General features: G+C 60.8%; 12 protein-coding genes. 4 read left to right on the top strand and 8 right to left on the bottom strand.

Features of this window, described 5'->3' with window-relative positions; all coding sequences use genetic code 11:
- Positions 1 to 168 precede the first annotated feature (168 nt).
- Genes dpdD through dpdE form a run of 8 tightly spaced genes read right to left on the bottom strand, consistent with a single transcriptional unit; the run spans position 169 to position 18,080 of the window.
- Positions 169 to 2,439 (bottom strand): protein DpdD, encoded by a 2,271-nt coding sequence (gene dpdD, locus EJP67_RS10785; RefSeq protein ID WP_126021679.1) that lies wholly within the window; start codon positions 2,437 to 2,439, stop codon positions 169 to 171.
- Positions 2,436 to 2,990 carry a phospholipase D-like domain-containing protein DpdK gene (dpdK, locus tag EJP67_RS10780; RefSeq protein WP_126021678.1) on the bottom strand — a complete coding sequence of 185 codons (555 nt, stop codon included), beginning with the start codon at positions 2,988 to 2,990 and terminating at the stop codon, positions 2,436 to 2,438. Before dpdK ends, dpdD begins: the two co-directional genes overlap by 4 nt.
- A complete protein-coding gene (dpdJ, locus tag EJP67_RS10775; RefSeq protein ID WP_240650601.1) occupies positions 2,987 to 7,504 on the bottom strand; it encodes a protein DpdJ in 4,518 nt (1,505 codons plus the stop codon). Before dpdJ ends, dpdK begins: the two co-directional genes overlap by 4 nt.
- A complete protein-coding gene (locus EJP67_RS10770; protein ID WP_126021676.1) occupies positions 7,504 to 8,229 on the bottom strand; it encodes a hypothetical protein in 726 nt (241 codons plus the stop codon). The genes dpdJ and EJP67_RS10770 overlap by 1 nt, the downstream gene beginning before the upstream one ends.
- Complete coding sequence (gene dpdH, locus EJP67_RS10765) at positions 8,226 to 11,393, bottom strand: protein DpdH (RefSeq protein ID WP_126021675.1); 3,168 nt, start codon at positions 11,391 to 11,393, stop codon at positions 8,226 to 8,228. The genes EJP67_RS10770 and dpdH overlap by 4 nt, the downstream gene beginning before the upstream one ends.
- On the bottom strand, positions 11,390 to 12,298 hold the full coding sequence (gene dpdG, locus EJP67_RS10760; protein ID WP_126021674.1) for a protein DpdG: 909 nt from the start codon (positions 12,296 to 12,298) through the stop codon (positions 11,390 to 11,392). Before dpdG ends, dpdH begins: the two co-directional genes overlap by 4 nt.
- Positions 12,286 to 14,844 (bottom strand): protein DpdF, encoded by a 2,559-nt coding sequence (gene dpdF, locus EJP67_RS10755; protein ID WP_126021673.1) that lies wholly within the window; start codon positions 14,842 to 14,844, stop codon positions 12,286 to 12,288. The genes dpdG and dpdF overlap by 13 nt, the downstream gene beginning before the upstream one ends.
- On the bottom strand, positions 14,841 to 18,080 hold the full coding sequence (dpdE, locus tag EJP67_RS10750; RefSeq protein ID WP_126021672.1) for a protein DpdE: 3,240 nt from the start codon (positions 18,078 to 18,080) through the stop codon (positions 14,841 to 14,843). Before dpdE ends, dpdF begins: the two co-directional genes overlap by 4 nt.
- Before the next feature lie 440 nt (positions 18,081 to 18,520).
- Here dpdE and EJP67_RS10745 point away from each other — a divergent pair, with 440 nt between their 5' ends.
- From EJP67_RS10745 to dbpB (EJP67_RS10730), 4 genes are read left to right on the top strand one after another with little or no spacing between them, the layout of a single operon-like run.
- Positions 18,521 to 19,300, top strand: a complete 780-nt coding sequence (locus tag EJP67_RS10745; protein ID WP_126021671.1) for a hypothetical protein — start codon at positions 18,521 to 18,523, stop codon at positions 19,298 to 19,300.
- The gene (gene dbpB / locus EJP67_RS10740; protein WP_126021670.1) at positions 19,297 to 20,439 is read left to right on the top strand and encodes a DGQHR domain-containing protein DpdB; all 1,143 of its coding nucleotides are present in this window, start codon (positions 19,297 to 19,299) and stop codon (positions 20,437 to 20,439) included. Before EJP67_RS10745 ends, dbpB (EJP67_RS10740) begins: the two co-directional genes overlap by 4 nt.
- Entirely contained in the window at positions 20,436 to 21,731 is a 1,296-nt protein-coding gene (gene dpdA / locus EJP67_RS10735) for a tRNA-guanine transglycosylase DpdA (RefSeq protein WP_126021669.1), read from the top strand. Before dbpB (EJP67_RS10740) ends, dpdA begins: the two co-directional genes overlap by 4 nt.
- Positions 21,728 to 22,804 carry a DGQHR domain-containing protein DpdB gene (gene dbpB / locus EJP67_RS10730; protein ID WP_126021668.1) on the top strand — a complete coding sequence of 359 codons (1,077 nt, stop codon included), beginning with the start codon at positions 21,728 to 21,730 and terminating at the stop codon, positions 22,802 to 22,804. Before dpdA ends, dbpB (EJP67_RS10730) begins: the two co-directional genes overlap by 4 nt.
- The last annotated feature ends 5 nt before the right edge of the window (positions 22,805 to 22,809 follow it).

Genomic DNA, 22,809 nt, shown 5'->3' with positions numbered 1-22,809 from the left:
GCTGTCGCGGTTTGTGCGCGACGTGCATATATGTGAATGAACCTAAATCCGCTTACTTTCGAACGGAATCTTCGGCGGAATTGGGTGCTCTAGCGAGTGACATCGATGTCAGCGTTCTGGGGGAGACGCTGTCGCTCCACATATGTCCATTGGCCTTGTCACGGTCGCCTAACTCAGAATTTGTTCATCCATAGAAATACCGTAGTACCCGCACAACTCACGCAGAATGCTAGCTGAGCCGGTACCTGCCGGCATCAGCAGCGGCGCACCTACAGGTCGCTGCGCCTGTACGCAATAAGCTGCTTGGTGCTTGGCCCGGCGCCAAGCGAAGACCACTACCGTGCTGTGATGCGCCATGTGTTCGAGCGCCGGCGTCGCGACGTGATCGTGATTGAATGCCAGCGCGGCGCCCGGCAGCATGGCCGAGATGGCACTGCGAAGACGAGCAACAATGGACTCCTGCAAAGTGTAGATGCCGATTGACTCGCCTTCGAAGGAGCGCGGCGCTGCCGCCGATTCCGTGGCGTCATTCATCGGCCGCACCAGCGGCACCCACTCCAGGCCGAAGTCGCCCGAGAGCAAAGTGAGGATTCGATCTTGAACCCCGGATAGACGATGCCGGTGGCCTGATGCAAAGCCGATGACTTCGGAATAGAAAGCATCAAGCGGGCCGTTAGACCGACGCGGTGCGCTCGCTAGCGTTTCGATGACGTCACAAGCCCAGTCCAGGGCGGTCATCGATTTCACCTCATCCCAAGCTGCATGTACTGCTTCAGCTGCTTCATCCAACGTCGCGCGGCTAGCGCCTAGTCGAACAAGCACACTGACCCATTCGGACAGCGTTGGAAGTTGAGAGACTTCTGGGTGGTCAAGCGCAACTAGGGTCAGCAGTTGAAGCACCAGCTTTGACAGTGCGGAAGGCTGGTCCTGCAGGTCGCACAAGCTGCCGTAGATGGTGAACAGATGCGGTCGCAACGCATTGCCATGGCCTTGCAGCATGTCGACGAAGGTTTCCACCCGCGACGGATCGGCTAACCACGCGGCATGGTCCCATTCCTCGGCGCCTTGCTCGGCAAGGGCTGCAATGCCTGCGGCGTCGGCGGGTGCGCTGAAGACGCAACGTTGCGCCCATCCAGTCCAATCGGTTGGAGCAGCCTCGGTTTGGGGCACCAGGTCTTCAAGCATCGTCCGCATGCGCTGATGAACCGGTGCCATGCACTCAACGATGTTGCTCGGAAAAGTGCGCAATGCGCTGATCACGTGTGCCGCTGCGTCGATCGTGCCGATCTCCAGCGCGCACCTCAACAATGCGGCCAGTGCTTGCAGCGAAGGGGGGGCAACCAGCCAGTGCGCCAACTGCCCTTCGGCAGTGTTCAATGAGACCGCGGGGACGGGGAAAGGTGTGGTCGCGGATGCCGAGGCCTGGCCACCCGCGTCAACCGGCATTCGGCCCAGCGCCCAGTTCCAGATCCGGGTTGCCCACTCGTCGTGCCCCGGGGCGGCGAGCAGTGCGTCATGCAGAGCCTTGGCCTCGGCACGATCCATCTCGGCGGGTGTCTTGTCACATTCGCGCAGCAGAAAGGTGCGCAACACGAGGGGCGAGCGCATGCCCCGACGGGCACGCAACAAGCGGTCGTGTCGGTGCAGGTTTCCGCGATAGGCCTCGATCCATTGCTCAGGGGCGGCATCGGTGGGCAGCCGCGCCAGATGCACCGCGTACAGCGCTTCCACTACATCGCGTAGCACCCGAGTAGGGAGGTACGCGTCCGCCAACATCGACATGGTCGAGACATCATGGACCAGCGCTGCAGCCTGCCCACATGCTGTGCGCAAGCGGACATCGAGAAAGCGCTCATTGGTTGCGCTCAGGCGTCCGGTGCCGCGAAGCTCATCGATGCAGTGCCTGGCGCGCGCTTCGTCTCCAGTGGCAATGGCCTGCTCGAACGCAGTGCGGACTTCGCCAAAGGGCCGTGCCGAAAGGCGTGACCGCGCGGGTCGCCGAAGCAGCAATTCCGCCAGCATCGACAGTGAAGCCTTAGCTGCTACCTCGTTGGCATCAATGCGCAGCCGAATCATCTTCACGTGGCCACGGAACTGATCGATGAGCACCTGCTCGTGTGGTGCGCTGGGCACCAAGCTCTGGGTCTGGTCGAAGTCCACCATCCCCGGCCCAAGAAAACTCGATACTTGCTCTGCCAGCGCCGATGCGTCCTGCGGTGTCGAGGCGAATCCATACCAGGTCAACAGGCCGTCGTCATCTACTGCGGGTAGCACCAAACCGCGATCCGCCTGGCCGGCCTCCACCAGCGCAAGCCATGGCCGCAGCCATGGCGTCCAGGCTGAGCGGCCGCTCGAGATTTCCGTCCAGGTCAATCCATTGCCTGGGCCAAAGAACCCGGCCAGCCATGGTGCTTGCTGAAGAAGATTCTGCGCGTTCATGTCCGGCTATCCTGGGGTGCGTTCGCATCGAACTGTTCGCGCAATCGATTCAAATCATCCGGTGCAGTTTCGAAGGTCACTACGTCGTCAAGTTGCCGGACTCCTTCGCGACTGAGGTTGAGTGCGCCACGTATCAATCCATGGCGCGTGAGTATTCCGCTGCAGCTGATCCAGTGGCGGGTGCCGGCGACGAGATGCTGCTCCAGTCCGTGGTCCCGCGCTGCTGCGCGCAACTCGCCAAAGAACGCAGAGTGTGGCTCTGAAGGCGGCGCCGTAATGACGACCTGTACGCCTTCGGACGCCATGCGCAAGGCAACGTCGATCAAGCGCACCTGTCGACGTCCCCAGCCTGGATCGAGCGCATCGAAGATGCCGGTGCGGTTGTCCAGCATGGGGGCGTTGTCAATGGACGGTGCGACCAGCCATACCCGATCGCTGCGCACCAGCAGATCGGCCATGACAACCCACTGGATCAATTCGGCCAACTCGGAAGGGCTGGTGCCGCTATTGCTGAAGATGCGGCGCGAGCCCTGGCTTGCATCGAACATCATTGGGCAGCCTCCGCAATTTCGGCATCGATTTCTATGCGATCGGTCTCGATGCGCAGCGCGCGTATCCGGGCGTAGACAAGCAGGTAGTCCGACTCGACGGGGTGACTGGCCAGCAGCGTGCACAACTGCGCCACTCGTGCACGTTGCGAGAGTTCGGCCACGGCCGTGATCTGGCCGCGCCGGGCGATCTCGGACAGTACTTTCGCCTCCCAGCCGTCTTCATCCAGCGTCACACGGATCCGGCTGCGTTGCACGCGCTCGGCCACCAACCAGCGCTCGATCACTACATTGGGCCGAAACGGATTCCATGTTTCCAGTCCGCCCGAGCGCAACGCGCCGCCGCGCGGCCAGAGCAGGCTGGCCACGACACTGCTGCGCCAGGCTTGGTGGTCAGAAGTGGAATCGTGAGGCAGGCTGCCGAGCACCGCCTCAACTTCACTGGATGTAGCCAGCATCGGTGCCACCACACTGAGGTCGAGTTCAACTTCCAACTGGTGCTCGAGCGCCTCCCATTCGCGCATGGCCCAGGCGACGAAAGCATCCGTGATGGACGAACTGCCCGGGCGCAGCAGCCGATTCACCAGCGAAGCGACAAATGAATGGCTAACGCCGTACCCCTGCGCCGACAAGGCGTGGCGAACTTGGCCAAAGGCTTGGGTCGCCTCGTCGGCGCGTCCTGCATCGCGGAAGCGCGCGATTGCCTCGCACAACGCGGGCACTTCCCGGGATTCCAGGGCGTTGGCAAGGCGGCGCAGGCGAGTGTCGATCTGCTCCCATTCGCTGATGTCGAGCGCGCGGTCCAGCAGCGCGGAGAAGCGCCGGGGGTCGGCCGCATAGCTCGCGATGAACTGCTCGACGATGCCCGCACCGCCTACCGTGGTTTCGGTGATCCAGACTTCATCGTCCGGCGCCGGCAAGTCTTGTCCCGGACGGGGGCCGGGGTCGGTGTCTACCAGGAGTTGAGAGGCGTCCACGCCGGGACAAGCGTCGACCACGGCGCGGGCAATGGATGCTGCAAGTGTGTCTCGATAGGTTTGGCGGAGCCATCGTTCCCAGGAAACGTCGATTTCAGTCCATAGCACGCTGGCGCTGGCGAGCAAGGCCTGGCGCAAGGGCTCGCCGGATAGCAGTTGCACCAGCTCGCTGCGCAGGCGTTCCTGCCGGCTCGAAGGAGGGCTGCCGTCGTCGGGCGAAGCCTGTTGCAAGGTCAGGTCCAGCACCTCGAGCAGATCGACGAGCGCTCCGTCGGAGGCAATCTTGTCCGCCGCATCGCGCAGCGTGACCTCATCGCGCCGCGCGGCATTGCAGGCGGCATTCAGGAACACTTCGCCCAAGCGCACGCGTACGAAATCATTCTCGATCTCGGCAAGCACGTCGCCATGCAGCAGGCGGTCGCGATAGCGCTGTATCCGCAGCGCACGCCATTTGGGTGTGGCATGGCCGTCCACTTCTTGCCAGAGTTGCTCGGGAAAATGGATGCGAAAGCGAATGCCATCGACCAGCAGCGCATAACCCAGCGCAGTCGGCACGCCATTGCGCACGAAGTTGACGCGTACGACGGGATCGCGCCCATCACGAAATTGCAGTTTCGCCGTCGAGGCGGACGCGAAGCGGCGGACTTCGAGCGGGTTGAGATTCTGGTGCGCATAGACATCGAGTGAAGCGAGCAGCGAGCAAGCACCACCGTCTCGTGGCAGTGACAACGACACCGCTTGTGCAGGTGGCACGATCTGCGTACGCCAATCGAGATCCGCATTGGACGAATCGCTCACTTCGGGCGGGCGTTGCTTTACTGCGAACGTGCGCGGAAGTTCGACAGGGACTGCGACAACCTGGCCATCGGCGCGCTGCACATCGAATCGGCCCAGTGGAGTGAAGTGACCGATGGTCGAGAGCTCGAGGTCCGCGCACGATTCACCCCCCAAGGGCACCGCAATCCAATGCGCTACGTGGCGGTGAACGATGCCGAATCGGCGCGAGACGCGACCCGGCGCGAACTGACGCAAGGCCTGCAACATCGGCATTGCGTGGCGTTCCGGCGCCCCCCCACGGTACTGTGGGGGGGCATCGATCGTGACTTCGGGAAGATTGAGGTCGCTGAAGAGACTGGAGGGCACAAAGTCCGGTAGCGGACTGTCGATCACGGCGAGGTCGGATGCAGGCCCGGCGGCACCTTGCCAGCCTGATTCGAGTCGGCGCAGGGCCGTGGGCAGCGCTGCCAGCAGCAACGGGCGCGGATAGCCCCACAAGAGCGGCAGCAAGTCATGGGTGCTCAACTGAAGGCCGCTGGCAATGTGATGCTGCAACGCTTCCGCTTGTGCCGGGTCGCGAAGCAAGCCACAGACGGCGTCCGCCAGTTCTTGCTGCAGAGTCCTGACTGGCGCATAGTCCGCGGGGCCACTTAGCGCAGTCCATACGCTGCCGGGCGCCAGCACGCGCTGCCGCAGGAAGTCGATCGCGGCGTAGACGGCCTGCATGCGCAGCACGTTGCGGTTGCGAACGGGCAGCTGCACGGGCGGCAGCAGCGGGTCGAAAAGAGCCTGGTAGTTCTGATAGGCGACACGGTCACGACCGTAGTCGGACAGCACCACGACGGTCCAAGGGCGCGTCTGGCGCTGGCGGCCGGCGCGCCCCTTGCGTTGCAGGTATTGCGCGGTGTCGCGAGGCGCCTTGTGCTGCAACACGGCGCCTACGGTCGGATCATTGAATCCGACTTCCAGCGCGGCTGTGGCGACGATCACGTCGGCTGCGCGGTCGACGCCTGCATCCTGCGAACTGGTGCGGCTTATGACCAAGCGTTCGGACAGCTTGTGCCCGATGTCCTGGACCAGGCGCCAGTCCTGACCATAAAGGTAGCGTCGAGAGTTCAGCGGTTCAGGGCTGCGCAGTACTGCGAGGCCCCCTTCAGACCGACTGCTGTTGACATTGCCGAAACTGTCGCGGCCTTCGGCGTCGAGCAAATCGAAATACAAGCGGTTCGTGACGTCGATGTCGTCGGTGAACACAAAGGTGCGGTTCGCGTACGTGCCTTCACTGCACGGTTGAGCTCGCCTGTCCTGCAGTCGCGCCAGCAGCATGGAGGCTTGGATCGTCGTGGACAGCAGCGAACTGCGCGAAGCCGGATCGCCGCGCAAGGCAATCATGTACTCGGCGCCTTCCTCTTCGAACTCGTCGGTCAGCGGCGACACTTCGGCCACTTCCTGTTCGGCCAGGCCGGTCAAATCCTGAAAGAAGCGGGCTGCATCGCGCAAGGTGGCGGAAAGTCCCACCCACGACATGCGCACCCCACTGAGCGCTCGCCAGCGCCGCAGCAGATATGCAACTTGGGCACCGTGCGTGCCGGTGTAGGTGTGCGCTTCATCTAGCAGTACGGCGCGTGGCCCACGGCCGGGCACGACGCCGACTCCGAAGAGGTGGCGTGCGCGCGAATCGGACAGTCGCCGGTTCAGCATTTCGGTGGAGGTGAACAGAACGTCTGGTGGTTCGCGTTCGATGCGCTGGCGTGTCAACCGCAATTCGGTCTCGTGCACCGTGCCACCGCACTTCTCGCAGTAGAGGCGCTCGCGGCCCGCCGCGCGATCCGTGTCGCGCCAGATCATCGATCCATCGCAGCCTGCCGGGCAGCGAATGTACTCACAGAGATGGCCTTCGTCAGTGCGCTTCCATTTCGCCCGCTCGAGAGCGCGGTTGCTCGTGTCACGCGGCGCAGGTCCGAAGTATGCGCCGACCGTGAGTTTGCGGGCGCCTCGCGACCGATGAGTTTCGTCCAGCGCGCGCGCCTGCGCATAGACCTCGGCCAACTGATCCTTGAGTAATTCGTTGCGCGGATACAGTGCCACCGCCTTGACCCATTGGACAGGATCCTGCGCGCTGACGAGCGAACTCAGATAGGAGAGCACCGGCAGGTAGAAGGCAATTGTCTTGCCGCTCCCGGTGCCAGCGCATACCACCGTGGCACGCTGGTCGGCCCGCCGCAACCCTTCAAGGATGCGTTGCGTGGCGCGACACTGAAAGCCGGCCAGTCGCAAGGACTGACCGTCGCGAACGGCCAAAGCACGCAGACCGTCGGCGATAGATTCGGGGATGGCACCTCGTGTCAGCGGTTGCAGCAGTTCGCTGATGTCCCGATCCCGCCGGGGGTAACGGCGCGGCCGGCGCGCAATCCGAAAATCTGCGACCAGGGTGGGCGCACCTTCCCAGTCACCACGCTGCGGATTCCCCTTCACGGCAAAGGTCTGGCGCAGGCGCTGCATGAGACGCACGCCTTCGGCCAAGCGCGAACGATAGCCACCTTCCGGAGTGGCATGCAGCACGCGCGCCGCGAGCATTGCCGCAATGACTTCGTCCGGCGACACGTATTGCGCGTCGCCGGCTTCGAGGCAAGCATCCAGGCGCGGATCGACGATGTCGACCAGTTCATCACCGGACAGTGCCGTATCGACGATGCCCCAGGACAGTTGGCGCATCTCGCATGTTTCCACCGCATCGAGCACGTCCAGAAGCAGTTGGTGCATCAAGGAGTCTTCCTCCTGACCTCGAACTCGCCCAACCGGCCTTCGCCCCCAAGCCATGTCAGCACATCTGCTGTGACCTGATCCAGCGGCACCCGGCCACCCTGCACCTGTTCGAGGAACCTGCGCACCGCCGGCGGCATGTTGCGCCGCAGTTGGTCAAGCAAGGCATGCGCTCGCTGTGCATCTTCGACGAACTTCGCTGCGATTTCCGGCCGGGTTGGCAAGGAACCGCTCTGCACGGCCAATGATTTGTACAGGGGTTCGTATTCGCGCAGGACGACCAGGTTCTCGGGATCGAACTTGAGTTCCGGATCGGTCTTCAAGCCCTGCGGGTCATCGGTGGGCACCTTGGCCTCGCAGAATCTTCCCCAAGCAGTCCGCGCACTTTTTTCCGCCGAATTAAGGTACAAGTCCACCAACTTCTCCACTGCGGGCCATGCCGTTTCCTTGGCAAGGGTCACCTTGACCGGGTTGTCGCGAAAGCGCTGGAGCAAAGTCGCCGTCTTCTTCACGAGGTCCGCCGATGGCGCCGCCACGATGCTGGGCATGTCATGCCCAGCCAGCACCGTTCGGGCGGCCAAGAGGTCTCGCGCGCGGGCTACGCGCTTTTCAATGAGGGTAATCCGCAACTCGTCAAGTTGCTTGGCTTCGTTGTAGCTTGACTTGGTGGCGCCATAGAGTGCGAGGCGCGCGTGCAATTCGCGGGTTCGCGTGACGAGGCTCATTTGTTCTCCTTGGCCAGATCGGAGGTGAATGTCACCAGGGACTCGAGTTGTGCGACCACAGCGGTGATGGCCTGTGCAGCATCGCTGTTGCCATGCACCGCCTCTTCCGCTCGAAGGGCGCGCTCCAGGCCTTGGGTGAACGCTGTGTACTCTTGCACGAAGTACCGTGACGCTTTCAAGTCCGGCCACGATACCTTGGCAAGGAGTTCGACGGCACGCGTGCTGTCGGCCGAATCAAGTTCGGCGAGTGCGCGACAGGGCCCGGTCACCTCCTTCCAAACCACAGACTGCATGCGTTGCGTCGCTTCGGTCATCGCAGCGTGGCCGAGCAAGGGCTGGGCGCGGCCGGGTGCGTCGGGTGGCCAAAGCAATGGCAGCGCCTGATTCATGAGGTCCTGCGCTGCGCGGCAGAACTCTTCCGCCTCGGCTGATGTGCCGTTGAGACCTGTATCGGAGAGCACGATCTTGATCCAGTCGGCTGTGACTTTGCGCGCCTCCTGCACTGCCGGCGTGAGACGCGCGTTGGTGAGCTTTGGCAGCAGGGCGCGCAATGGGTCAAGAATCTGAGCGTCATTTTTGATCACAGTGCCGATCGTTGCTGCATCCTGCGCAGGGCCGCCGATGGCTCGCTGGAAACGTGCTGCGTCGATGGCATAGGGCGTCGATGACATCGATGCGCTTCCCTGAATCACGCGTGTAAAGCGCAGCAACGCATGGAGCAAGGCTTCGCGCTGGGACCAGCATTCGAGGCGCAACTCGTCCCAACGCGGGCTCCCAGAAGACTCGGGCGCCTCGTCGGCGATATCAAGCACCTTCTGCAACTTGTCCTGCAATGACGCCGAGGAAGGCAGCCCCAGTCGCAATGCGGCGCTGCGTAGCGCAGCTTGCGCTAGTACCGCGAGTTTGAGTTCGGCAGCGTGCAAAGCGGCGCGTTCGATTAGTCGCCCGTTGCGTTCGAGGAACTCTGCGACGTGGACCGCGTCCTCGTCGCCCGACTCGTAGTCAAGACTGCCGTTCATGTGGCTGAATCGCAGCAGAGCCAGAATTTCGCGCGCCAACTGTGCGTCAGGTAAATCTGCGGCGCCTGAGGGGCCTGTCACGGACACCACTGGATTCTCTGGTCTGTCCTGCCTCTTCTGGCCCAGGGCTGCAGGTAATTGGAAACTCTGCGAATCGATGTCCTTGGCGTCAAGCGAGAGCACGTTCCAGTCCACGTACGCGGCCACTTGATCCCTGACCAGCTTTCGCAATTCGTTGGCTCGCTGCAGATCCAAGCGCTGGCCGCCGACCCATGCGTCGAGCAAGGGGCGCCACTGTGCCGTGATTCCCGCGGTCGGGTCTTCTATCGGAGCAGGTTCGACAGGCGGCGGCGCCGTTGTTGAACGTGATTGAGTCTCGGGAGGCGATGGCTTCACCGGTGCATGCGGCACCGTGCCGACGGCAAGCGGCGTTAATCCGAAGGCCTTGTAGATGCCTTCGGGCATCCGCTGCAGTTGCACCATCCCGGTCGGGGTATTCCCCCAACAAACGATGAGCTTGCGATATCGATCCTTCAGATCGTCGGCGTTTGGCACGCGCTGCAAGACGTTGGCAAGGTCCACCGAGAGCGCGTCCTCGATGGCAAGACCCCGCGGAAAGGTTCCGTTCTCGAATGAACTGCGTGCCAACAGGATGTCCCGCACGATACGTTGAAGTGCGCGCCGCGGGTTGAAGCGCATGCGGCCGCTGTCTACAAGGTGCTTCCTGGCCAGGAAATAGATAGCGTCGCGCGACAGTGGAAACAGCGGAACATCGCGCTTCGTGAAGCCAAACGCGCGGCGCCACTCGCTGCCATCGTCGTCATCGTTCCTGGGTTCGAATTGGGTCTGCACCGTGCCTGCGACCGGCTCATACGACTCTATCAACCGACCGCGGCCGATGCGTGCCGCGTTGAGGTAGCGTCCCGCCAGTTCAACCACCGCATCGACCACTTGGGCCTCGTCGGCGCTCTCGGTGATGACCATCCATTCAAACTCACTGCGGGTTGCGATGGTGTCGCGGCCCACCAGGGTGCCATCCGTCATCGCCAACACGGTCCGCATCGGACACATCGGCCGAGGGCCGTCATTAACGCCTTGGATGCACATGGCAAGAAGGTGCTCCTGGATGCCGGTCAGAGCGTAGAAATCCTCGACCAGCAATACCAGTTCGCGACCCGCGCCATGGAGCGCCTCGCGAATCTCGCGCATGATGTCTTGCAGTGTCTTGCCATGCGTGAGTTGGCCTAGTTTGAACACGCCGGCGACGGCACTGTCCAGCACGGCGTTAAGCGCCGCCACGGCGATATTGCGCCCGTCATTGCGCTCAACCCGTGTGCGGTAATAGGCCTGCGCGCCACGTGACGCGTCGGGCAGTTTCTCATCGAGATTCGGTGGAAGCACGAGGTCGTTCGGTTCGAATTGCGGCGGTTGGTCCGCGTCTTCGGCCTCGTGGTCGCGACCGCGCAACGCCCTTTGCAGCAGGCGCGGGTAAACGCCTTCCAGAAAGTGGGGCGCGATGACGGGGTCCTGAAGGAAACTCGCCAGTTGACGTGCGTGCCCTGATAGGGTTGCTCCACCAAAACCCTCGATGCGAGCGTCGGGATCGCGACTCCACTGCTCGGCCTTTTCTTGCAAGCCCAACTGCAACATCGTCCCGAACAGGGCCGACGCGTGTGTGGGAGCTAGTGCGCTGGCCGCCTGCGCGACCTCTTCGAGCAGTGCGGCATATTCTGGAAGATGTGCCACGGGTTGGAGAACGGCTTCAATCACCGTGCGCAGACTCGCACTTTTGGGCACCCGGATCACGTCAAATTGCTGCGCGCGCGGGTGATGCTTCAACCGGATCTCGAGCCAGCGAACGATGTGCGACTTGCCGGCGCCCGATGGCCCGGTGACCGGCGCCAGCAGGTAACCCTCAGGCTTCAATCCATGGAGTACGAAGTCGAGCAATGCATCTTCAATGCACTCTGTGCCCGCTGCAGTTCCGCCAAACGGCCGCTTTAGCAACCGGGTCGGTTGGTGGACGGCCAATAGCACAGCATCGGGCAAGCCCTCAGCTTCGGTACCGATGCACTCCCGAACTTCATCGGCATCGGGCCAGTATTCGTCCAGTCCCGGGTGGCGCGCGGCGAGAGTCGCGCTCATGTCGTCACCTCGGTGCGCAGGACATGCGTGAACTGGGCTAAAGCTCTTAGGCTGGTGCCACCACGACCGGGTATCTGCAGCGCGCTCCCGACATCGGCGCGTTGCAGCAAGCGCAGGCGCCCCTTGGATTCCAGGCGTCGCAATGCCAAACCGAGCGTCTGTGATACCCAGCCTTCGGGCGTAGCGCCCCAGACATCGGGACGCAATTCGGCTTCGACCGCACGGCGATGGCTGCCTTGGTCGAGCACCGGCAGGATGGCAGCGAGCGACTGGACGAATTCCATGGCCGGCATCTCTTGATTTGTTTCCGCGAGAACCTTCTCGAGCACTCGGTCAATAGCCTCTGTGGGGTCCGGTGTGAAACGGCCGCGCTGAGCGCTCCAGGTGAATCCGAGAAAGGCAGCCCATTCGCCAAGGCGACTCATGCGTACGTCGTTGATGACGATCCGCCGTTCTGCAATCTGGACCTGGGACCGCTCAAGTCGAAGCAAGGGCTGTGTGCCCGTGTCCAAGCGATAAGGGTCTTGAGCCAGCCACCATGCAACGCCTCGCGCGAAATCCGACGAGCCTTCCGTCCCCCACAGATCTTGCGTATTGCGTGGCGTGAATACGATGCTCAATACAGCGCACCGTAGTGCCTCGGTCAGTGCTGCATCGTTGTCCTTAGTGTGCGGTTCCAGATCCGGAGGAATGCACATACCCTTTGGCGATTCCTGAAACAGGCCAAGGTCTTCCCAGCGCGCGAGTGCATTGCGCACCTTGGGTGCGCCATCGCCCGAGTCCAGGCCGCAAGAGCACAGTTCGATCAGCTTCGCGCGATCAGTCGGGCCAAAATGGACGAGCGCGCGATAGAGCACTGCGACTATGCCGTGGATCCCGTCAGAGGTGTTGTTCAGGATACCCATGTTTGAATGGTGTCGAGCAGGGCGGGGAGCCAGAGGCACTCTCGTGCATCGGCGAACCGCCGTTGAGGATGTGAGGGTTCTGTGGCGTCGCTGGGCAGCAAGATCCAATCGAAGGGCCGCGCGGATTCTTGCTCCAACCGCATGAAAACCTGCGGATCCCACTGGCGAATTACGGTCAATCTTGGTAGCTGTGCCAGTTCGTTGTCCGAATCGCCCAGGTCTGTGAGCGCCACGAATCGGCCGGTACCTGCCTCTCGAATGACTGACCATTCCGGCGCGCCGGGCCAGTCGCTGCGCTGCAGATGCAATTCGCGCAAGCCAAAATCCCGCAACCCCAACGCCAGTTGCGCTAGCCGACGCTCCAGCGTCAGGTCGGAGGGATCGAACAGCACATAGACCGGGGATCGATGCCAGGCAGGCATCCGTTGGCGCCAGCGTGTGAGGGCAGTCGCTTCGTTGGCATAGAGCGGCAGCACAAGCGGACGCGAAAAGAGCACCGCGATGTCGGGGCCTGTCAAGCCGGCGTTGCGGCATTTCGGGCAGCCTGCGCAAGCTGCGGCCACCGTCACGCGTCGCCCGTCGCCCGTGGCGATGGTGTACATCGACTGCAGTTCGCGCGAGATTTCGGTCTGTCCCTTAAGGACGCGCTCGATGCGATCAAGCCCGGCTTGCGCTGCGGCAATGGTCTCTTCGCGTTTCTGCTCAAGGAAGGTGCTCCACAGTTCCTCGTCGAGATGATCGCTGCGAAGGATGCGAACCAGGACCGAGTCGAAGATGGCGCGGAGCTGTTCTTCGTCCAACTCGTCTGTTGCTCCATCGCCTCCATCAATGGCGGGCTTTTCGTTCGCCAGTTCGATCACGCCAGCGCGCGCTAGCAGAAGGAGGGTGCGCAGGTTCCATGCGCGGTTGTAGTCACTGGTGCGGTGAAGATTGGGCGCAACGGTCGAAATGTCGACGCGCCAGACATTGTTGTGACCGGTGATTGCCACCCCGTGCTGCAGCATCTGTTGCCAGCGGGGCCGGCCAAGTTCGGCCGAGATCAATGCCGGGATCGCGATGCCATGCGCAGTGTCTAAATCACCTTTGGTGAATATCACAATGGCACTGCTGGCACAGCCGTCGCGGCCACCTCGGCCGACTTCCTGATAGTAGCGATCAAGCGATTCGGGCACGCAGGCGTGCACCACGCAGCGCACGTCGCGCTTGTCGATACCCACGCCGAACGCAGCGGTGGCGACCATGATGTCGACTTCGTCTGCGGCCCATTGATCAATCAGTCGTTGTCGTTCCTGATTGCCTGTTTCGCCATGGAAACTCGCAACCCGGGAATACCCATCTGCCTTGAGCCAGCGCGTCCATTGCTTGGCTTTCTCGACTTCCGTTACATACAGGATCAGCGGCCGTGGCGCATTGCGCAGTACTTCGAGCACCCTGGATCGCTGGTTCGCATCGTCCTCGGCGCGGTAGTACCAGTAGCGAGGCTCGGTGCGCAAGTGCACCGAAGCGATCAATTCTGCGGGCTTGCCATCCGTGAACATGGTTTCAATCGTGGCCAGTGCCTCTGCCGTCAGGGTCGCCGTCATCAACACTGTCTTGAAGCCGTCGTCAGGTGCCGCGGCGAGCAACGCACGCCGAAACGCCGCGAGCGATTGAAATTCAGGCCGAAACGAATCACCCCATTGCGCGACCAGGTGCGCCTCGTCGACCACGAGGTACTTGAGGTAGCCGCGCTGGGCGGCGTCATAGAGCGCCATCCGCAGTGTCCCGACCACGGATTCAGGCGAGGTAAAGAGGATCGGCTGGCGCCCTGTGCGCAGCGCCTGCTTGATCTTTTGCTTGGTCGACGCTGGGCTGTTGTAGTGCCAGGCGAAATCGCTCGTGTCCGAATCAGGGTGGCGCCGGCGCCAGAGGTGCTTGAACTGCCGCGCCTGGTCCATAGCGAGCGACACCGTCGGTACCACGACTATGGTGCACGCGCCTTCCCCTGTCATCAGCGATGGTGCTTGCGCAACGAGGCTCTTGCCTGATCCCGTCGGCAGCGTCACGACCAGGGTGGCTCTTGGTGGGGCCAGCAGCACGGCATGGACGGCCGCGCGCTGGCCTGCGGTCGAGTATGTATCGAAACCAGTCGCTTCTTGGACCGCCGGGTCGATGGCACAGGTCATGGCCAACCTGCTTGACCGCTCTGAGAAACTGTCTGTAAATAGGTCTTCGTCGCCATTGTGGTTGAGCCACGCGGGGCGCCAGTTCTTCGCCTCGATCACCAGGTGGTCGTGTCCACGTCGGACGATGCGCAATCCGTTGTGTGGATAACTTTCTGGCGTTGGCCAGTCGTCGAACAGCGGGACACGCAGCGCTACCGATTGATGTCGTCGTGCAGATTCGCGCATCAAGGCATGCCGCAACAACGGTTGTAGGTCAGCGCCTATTGGCGAAGTCGACAGCACTCCCGCGATGCGTGCAAACAGGCCGCCTGGATTGGTCTTAATCTCGTGGCGTCGTGTCGGCCAGGCGGCAAGCACCTCTTGCAGTATCCCGAAGTTCATGCATCAAACAGTGGTTGATTCGACAGGAACACGGCGCCGATAGCGTCCAGGGTGAGATTCGGTTTATGCACGCCCTGTTGCAGCGATTCGCTCAAGAGCTTCTCGAAGGCTAGGCGCCCCATTTCCAGCGCCTGCTCGCGCCCCTTGAGCGTTGCGAGGCGGCTTTCCAGTCGCGCGATCTGCGAGGCATCGTGCAACTTAAGTGTCTGGACCGCGGCGCCCGTGCGTTCCTGAAGAGTCTTTCCGTCAACTATGTGGCGCCGCGCGGCAATGTAGGCCCGTTCGATGAGGTCTGGCCAGTCACGCAGGAGGTCGCTGGCAACGCCGTTGCGCAGGCGCCGCCATCCGGCAGGGGTCAGGTCGGTGCGGTGAAGGCGATCGACCGCGTCGTCACCGTCGTCGGTCCTCAACCATGTGTCGACGATGCTCGAGGCGACCGATTGAAGACCGTGATCGAGCCAGACGCACAGGTATTCGGGCGCCAACGCGAGATCCATGCGCCGCTGCAGCGCACGATCGCGACTCGCAGCGCTGGCATTGTCCGCAAACAGTTCTAGTGCAGGCTTAAGATCTGCCTGCAGCAGGAAGTCAAAGCGAAAGAAGAGGTCAGGCGCGTCCGTCTGGGGTTTGTAATCGGGGTGCCAGTGCCAAGTTGCGCAGACGCGGCCGCGATCTTCCATGAGCGCCGCATGGCGCAGTCCCTCGAACAGCGGATCGCCAAGTCGCATCAGATGCGTGCCCCGCATCACACTGGTTTGGCGCCGGTAGCCGTAGCGTTGCGTGGTAGGCCGATTCTGATGGCGACGCCGCATCTCGGTGTCGAGTGCGCCAAGGAAGTCTGCGCGGAAGGTGCCTGCGGTGACCAAAGTCGCGCGCTCGCCAGCGGCATGCCAATAGCGAACGATCTCCTCGACCCCGGGTTGGCCGTCGTTCTGCACATGCCTCACAAACTGCAAGCCACGTTGCAGCCACGGCTCGACCGACTCTCGTACGCGCCTCCAGTCGTCATCCAGATCAATCAACGACTCAAAACTCGTGCTTTCCTCGGATTGCAGGGCTTCGAGTTCGTCTTGCTGATCGATGCGGCGCAGTTCTTTGCGGATCGCTCCTTGCTCGCCGCCCAAGCACGCCTTAAGGGCTGTGATCGCTCCGGCTCCCTGCTCGAATAGATCTTTTTGCAACTGGTCCATCTGTGCATCGACGAGATACTGTAGCGAGGCGATCGAGCGATCGCCGACCCCGAAGCCGTCTATCACGCAGTCGACCCACGCCTGCTCCACTTCGTTGTCATTGCAACTTAGAACCAGTGTCTTGATGGGATCGCCGGCGCCAAAGCGGTCAACCCGTCCGAGCCGTTGTTCAATGCGGTTCGGCGACAGGGGAAGATCGAAATGGAGAACGGCCTTGCGCCCACCCTGCAAGTTGAGGCCTTCCTCGGCCCGTGCGTCGCACACAAGTACCCAGCATTGCTGGTCGCGTAGAAATCGCGTCCACTCAGGCGGCTCTTCTGGATCTTCATCCTCTTGGAGTGTCAGCGAATGGCGTGCGACCGCCTGCCCATGGAGATGCGCCTGGAGACGTTCAAAAACCCGGTTCGCAACATCTCGCGCAGTGGCAAAGATCACAAGTTTGGAGCGAGACAGTCGCTGTTGATCGACGAGTTCGCACAGGGCGTTCAGTCGAGCCGCGAGGGGATCCCAGTGAGTGAGGTGCTGCTGCAATAAGGTCAGTTGCTCGGCCTCAATGGCTTCGAGACCATTCGTGTGCACCTGCTCAAAGCGTTCGTCAACCAAGGTGCGCAGCGTATGAGGGGCTTCAAGCAGAGCGTTCAGCCACGACCTGTAGACTTGCGTGAACGCCGCGTGCGCGGCTGGCTGCACCGCAGCCTCGATTCGCCAATTCTCGATCAGGCGCGCGACTACACCTGCTGTGTTGTCCGAATACGCGAAGCTTGAAGCGCCGTCGCGCCACGGTGTGAGCCCTGCCGCATTCTTTCGACGGTTGCGAAGGATGCGCCGGTGAAGTCTGTAGGTTTCGCTAAGGTGTTGCCGAATGGTGTTGACTGCTTCCACCAACCCACTGTCCGTCGGATCCCTGGCTTCGCGCGCGATGGGCACCAAGGATTCGACGAGGCCAAGCAGTCGCGCATCGTCCGGGAAGAGTTCACATAGGCGCTGTCCATCGTCCAGGAGCAACTGCATGGCTCCCGGTTCGAATCCGGCAATGATTTGTGCCAATTCATGGCGATGGATGATGCGTTGGTGGAATGCTTCGCGCTCCTCCTGGGGGTAGACCTCTGGGTCGATCAATTGCATCAACGCGAAGAAGCTGTCCTCGTCCGCGATAGCCGGAGTGGCCGACAGCAACAGCAAGGATGGGGCGTCGTGGCACGCGTTGCGGATCAATTCCAACTGAGCCATGTGTTGCGCATCGCCGTTCTGACGACCGACGATGTGGTGTGCCTCGTCCACGACCACTAGGTGTGCGCCGGTCAACGCCGATTCGAGTTCGTCGGCGCCTGCATGCACTACCAGCACTGATTCATCCAGGAATGGTGGTCCAAGATGAAAGCGGCGCGAGAGCTCGTCGCGCCATTGAGCGACCAACGCTTCCGGAACAACAACGGCGACGCGGTGACCCTTCGGATCGTCGATCACTTGCTGCCGGATGATGGCTGCCGCCTCTATGGTCTTTCCGAGTCCGACCTCGTCGGCGAGTAAGTAACGTTGAATCGGGTCGGTGAGAACGCGACGCACAACATTCATCTGATGCGGATACAACTCGACACCGCTCGACAGCAAGCCATCGAGCCCTGCACCTTCGGCGCGTTGACGCACCGTCTCCAGCAAGAATTTACGCCGGGAATTGGCTGCAAGGTGTGCTTCAGACAGGAACACGCAAAGAAATGGCGACGGGTCGCTGATGGGTTGCGCCCATCGCACATGCAAATCTGCCGCGGCCACCAGAATGGACTGTCCGCCAATCTGCACCTCAACGCCTTCTCCCTTCGCCTCTACAACCCGGCCAGCGGACCATCGACCATCGTCCGTACAGAAGAAGACGCGTGTCTGGGGTTCGAGTCGGCGCGGCTGTAGTCCGCCGGTTGGCAACTGTCGTAGGTGACGTCCTCGAGCGCCAGGATGGTCGAAATACTCGACGGTCGACAAGTGAGCCCTTCGCTCAAGCAACTTGCCCACGCCCAAATCGGCGGCATGGCTTGAGACAACGAAGGTCAAGCTCCCGCCCTCCGATAGTTCATAGCCGTCGACTTTCTGATCGCCACTCCTGAGGTCCCCCGCAATCGTCAACTGTCTCTAAGACATTGGTTTTCGGCATTATGGCATTTGATACAAGCCGTCACTCTTATCAAAAAGAGCAACGATCGGGATCTAAATAACTGTATAGACCTCATAAAAATCAAGGCAAATAACTGCACGCAAATCTATAAATTCCATAAGACAACTGCGTTTTTTGCCTATTGAAGGTTAGAATAACTGTTGCTTAGATCTTTGCCGCGTGCATCCCAATGATTGAGACTTTCGGAGTCATCACGAACTGCACGTCCCGCAAGCGCGCGCTCGGGGAGGTTGCGCGTCTGAAGCGGTCTGAGTTAAGCGGTGGACCGGTAAAACTCGCGGCGCGCTGGCTTGCAGTCACCACAAGAGTGCTCCCAGTAATGTCCGCTGGAGATCTGTATGTTGGTCGCGCGATGTCTGAAAGTCGCGCTGTTGCGTCGCGCCTGACCGGTTCCTTGCACGTGGTGTCTGCTGGACTGGGGCTTGCCGCATGGGATGTCTTCGTTCCGAACTATGACCTGACTGTTGTGCCTGGCGCCGGATCAATCGCGCCTGCACTTGCAGAGGCGGGCTACGGCCCCGCTGACTGGTGGCGAGAACTGAATGCGCTCAAAGGCACGCCGCTACCGTTGAGTCGACTCATCAATGACGCCGTGCGTACCAAGTTTCTGGTTGCACTCCCCTCCGCCTACATTTGCATGCTGGAGCACGATCTGGGAGGGCTCGACACAAGTGCTCTCGACAGAGTTTGCATCTTCACTTCTCGCGCGGGGGCTGGCATGGTGGCCTCGCGTCTCCAGCGTTGTGTCATGCACTATGACGAGCGACTTGAGGGGCACAAACGCTATGCAGGAACCCGATCCGACTTTCCGCAACGTGCAATGCGCCATTTCGTTGAAGAACTCGATGGCCAGTTGCTTGGCGGCGAAAGTGCGAATGACGCCGTTGAGCGTGCGATGGCTCAACTCAAGCAACCTGTCATCCCGCAGCGCGAGCGCAAGACCGACGAGGAGATCGTCGAACTGATTCGTTCCGAGTGGGCGGCACACAAGGGAAGTTCCACCCGCCTGCACCGCTATCTTCGTGACACAGCGCTGGTCGCGTGCGAGCAATCGCGCTTCAGAGGCCTCTGGCGCCAAGTCAAGGCGGAAATTCTATGAAAGCTGTCCGCGAGCGCCGCGAAAGCAAAGAAATTGTCGTTCGTGCGCTGCACACGACGCAGGGGCATGACCTCGATGTGTATGCGTTCTTCATCAAGGGCGCTGACATCGTCAAGGTCGCAGATATTTCCCGGGTTGATCGTGACGAATCGGATGCCTTGAAAGGCTTCCAACGGCCAGAGATTCGAACTCACGTTAAGGGCATCATCGACTACCTGAGCCAGGGTGATGTGCTCTTTCCGAACGCTATTATTCTGGCGATGTCACCCCAGGTTCGCTTTACAGCTTCCAGGGGAACCCGTCCGACCGGTGATGAAGGCCTTGCGCAAGCTGGGACCTTGACCATTCCTGTCAATGAGGCCGGCGAACGCGTTGCTTGGATCGTTGACGGTCAGCAGCGTTCATTGGCATTGGCGCAGATCGCCGACAAAGGCATTGCTGTGCCGGTCGTGGCGTTTATCTCGGACAGCCTGGAGTTGCAACGCCAGCAATTCATCCTCGTCAACAAAGCGAAGCCCCTGCCGTCTCGACTCATCAATGAACTGCTGCCAGAGACAAACGGCATCCAACTGCCAAAGGACCTGAGTGCTCGAAAGGTGCCCTCTGAGATCTGCAACTTCCTGAATCGGGATGTCAATTCCCCGTTCTTCAAGCTGATCAAGCGTCCTTCGGATAGAACCAACTCGGAAGCGATCATCACCGACACCGCAGTCATCACGATGATTCGCAACAGCATGAACAATCCGCTGGGTGCGTTGGCGCCTTTCAAAGCGAGCCTGCGTGATGGACCTGACTTGCAGTCCATGTATCGCTTGCTAGTCAATTTCTGGAACGCGGTTAGAGCCGTCTTCCCCGACGCCTGGGGACTGGATCCTCGGCAGAGTCGGCTGATGCATTCTGCCGGTATCGAGGCCATGGGTGTCCTGATGGATCGCATCTACGGGCGCTTTTCCGGGACCCAGGGTAGCTACGAAGCCGTCAAGAAGGAACTTGAACGAGTGGCATCGTCCTGCCGTTGGACTGAGGGGAATTGGGAGACGCTTGGCGTGGCGTGGAACGAAATTCAAAGCACGCCCCGCGATATCAAAAAACTCCAAGACGCTCTCGTGCGTGCCTATACAACCAGTTCCGCTTCATGAAGTTTCTGTATTCCGACACCCAAGACTACGTCGACCCGGCGTACGACTTCATCAACGATCGCAACTCGCCGACACGCGAGCGGTATTGGGGTGATGTCTATGCCCATGAGTTGATGAAGCCTGCGCCGTATGACGGCCTATTGGTGTCCATGAGCGCCATTCGGCAAGCAGAGGGTGTTTCCTCCTCGAAGGTGAGGTACTCCACTAAGGAAGAGCAGCGGATGCTGCGCGATGGAGCGCGCAAGTTTCTGCGTTATGACGGCCCCGCCTTCAAGGACTCCATGCTGATGGGCGATTGCGGTGCCTTCGCTTATGTGGATCACGACAAACCGGCCTACTCGCCAGAAGAGGTCGTCGAGTTTTATACCGAGGCAGGCTTCACTCATGGCGTCTCGCCAGATCACATCATTTTTGACTGCGATCTGGCAAATCCGAAACCTGATGAAGTGGCGCCTGCCACGCTCGCGCGCTACAAGATCACGCTGGCCAACGCGCAGGCCTTCATGGATCTGGTGAGAGAGACTGGTGCTCCCTTTGAGCCCATGGGAGCGGTTCAGGGTTGGTCCCCTGAGAGCATGGCGCAGGCCGCCGTCCACCTCGAGCACATGGGATACAAGTATCTCGCGATTGGCGGCCTGGTACCGCTCAAGGTAGAGGTGATCCATGTCGTGTTGCAGGCATTGCGAAAGGCGATCAAATCCGAAACGAAGATCCACCTGCTTGGTTTTGCCAAGGCGGACAAGATCCACGAATTCACCGGATACGGCATCACGAGTTTCGATTCGACTTCGCCACTGATTCGGGCCTTCAAGGACGCCAAAGCGAACTACTACATCGATTCGCCCGGTGGGGGGCTGGACTACTACACCGCGATCCGGATCCCGCAAGCGATTGAGAACTCGCGACTCGTTCAAGGCATCAAGCGCGGCATTTTCAGCGCGGAAGATCTGCAGCGGCGCGAGCAAAAGGCGCTGATCGCATTAAGAAGCTTTGACCGGGGAGAGGAGTCCGCTAGCCGTACGTTGACCGCTGTAATGGATTACCACCGCTTCCTGGTGGAAGGTGAGTCAGAAGACATTGCCCGGCAGGAGAAGGAACTCGCGAAGATGAAAGACATGGTGGGTCGCACGCTCCAGGATGCGCCTTGGAAGCGCTGCAAATGCGATGTGTGCAGCGCCGTGGGTGTCGAAGTCATCATCTTCCGCTCCAGCAATCGCAACAAGCGCCGTGGATTCCACAACCTGGGCGTATATCACAAACATCTACAAACCACGATGGAGAACGCGCAGTGACCAAGTTCAAATTTACGGCCATCAGGGCCAAGCAAGCTGCCGGCCATGACGTGTTTTCGTTCGCGGCGACGCCGCAACAGGTCCTCGCATTCTCGGAGATCGAGCGCGTCGGTCGCCAGGACGATGGTCAACTGAAAGGGTTTCAGCGTCATCAGATTGCCTCGCACATCAAGGAGATCCGCGACTATTTCAAGCGCGATGATGCGCTGCTCCCTAACGCTGTGATCATCGCCTTCATCGACGGCATCCGCGCGACCAACCGCGGCCACGGAGTCGTCGATATCGAGATCGATGCGACGAAGACAAAGCCGGGCTTCGTGGTGGACGGCCAGCAGCGTTTGACTGCGCTATCGGGAATTGACAAGCCAGGTTTTCAGGTGTTTGTGTCTGTGCTTGTCTGCAAAGACTACAACGAACTGCGCCAGCAGTTCGTCCTGATCAATAACACGCGACCACTTCCCAAGACGCTCATCTACGAACTTCTTCCTAACGTGGAAGGCCTGCCGGAGCGCTTCACCGCGCGCAAGTTTTCGGCGCGCGTAGTGGATCGACTGAACTTCACGCGTGGGTCGTCGCTCTTTGGTGAAATTCGTCAGCACACCAATCCTCAGGGCGTGATCAGCGATACGGCAATGCAGCGTTTCATCATGAACTCCGCATCGGATGGCGCCATTCGTGATTTCATCAAATTGGATGACTACGAAAACAGGGCCTACAACATCGTCAACGAGTTCTTTGAAGCAATCAGGTCAGTCTTCGGATCTGAGTGGACTGGCATGAGTCCCCGAACGTCGCGTTTGAAGCATGGCGCCGGCATTGTTGCCATGGGTTTTGTCATGGAACTTCTCTATGCGCAAGAAGGTGCGAGAACGCGTGAGCACTTTGCAGATGGTCTTCGCTTGATCAAGCCGTTTACCGCGTGGACCAGCGGTCAGTGGGTATTCAGTAATGATGACATCTGCCCCTGGAACGGCATTCAAAACACACCTACCGACATCGATGTGCTGGCGAATCACCTTGTGCGCTTGACCAAGCGCGCTCTCCGCAAGCCACGTCGTGTTGCAAACGGCTAACCACC

The sequence above is a fragment of the Variovorax guangxiensis genome (assembly GCF_003952165.1).
GTDB lineage: Bacteria > Pseudomonadota > Gammaproteobacteria > Burkholderiales > Burkholderiaceae_C > Variovorax > Variovorax guangxiensis.
Note: the sequence above shows the minus strand (reverse complement) of the source record. Positions and strands in the feature narration are given on the sequence as shown.

Coding starts and splice junctions, on each gene's coding strand:
- dpdD (WP_126021679.1), bottom strand. CDS start 2,439: ATGAACGCGCAGAATCTTCTTCAGCAAGCACCATGGCTGGCCGGGTTC.
- dpdH (WP_126021675.1), bottom strand. CDS start 11,393: ATGAGCGCGACTCTCGCCGCGCGCCACCCGGGACTGGACGAATACTGG.
- dpdA (WP_126021669.1), top strand. CDS start 20,436: ATGAAGTTTCTGTATTCCGACACCCAAGACTACGTCGACCCGGCGTAC.
- EJP67_RS10745 (WP_126021671.1), top strand. CDS start 18,521: ATGTCCGCTGGAGATCTGTATGTTGGTCGCGCGATGTCTGAAAGTCGC.
- EJP67_RS10770 (WP_126021676.1), bottom strand. CDS start 8,229: ATGAGCCTCGTCACGCGAACCCGCGAATTGCACGCGCGCCTCGCACTC.
- dpdG (WP_126021674.1), bottom strand. CDS start 12,298: ATGGGTATCCTGAACAACACCTCTGACGGGATCCACGGCATAGTCGCA.
- dpdF (WP_126021673.1), bottom strand. CDS start 14,844: ATGAACTTCGGGATACTGCAAGAGGTGCTTGCCGCCTGGCCGACACGA.
- dpdJ (WP_240650601.1), bottom strand. CDS start 7,504: ATGCACCAACTGCTTCTGGACGTGCTCGATGCGGTGGAAACATGCGAG.
- dpdK (WP_126021678.1), bottom strand. CDS start 2,990: ATGATGTTCGATGCAAGCCAGGGCTCGCGCCGCATCTTCAGCAATAGC.
- dbpB (WP_126021670.1), top strand. CDS start 19,297: ATGAAAGCTGTCCGCGAGCGCCGCGAAAGCAAAGAAATTGTCGTTCGT.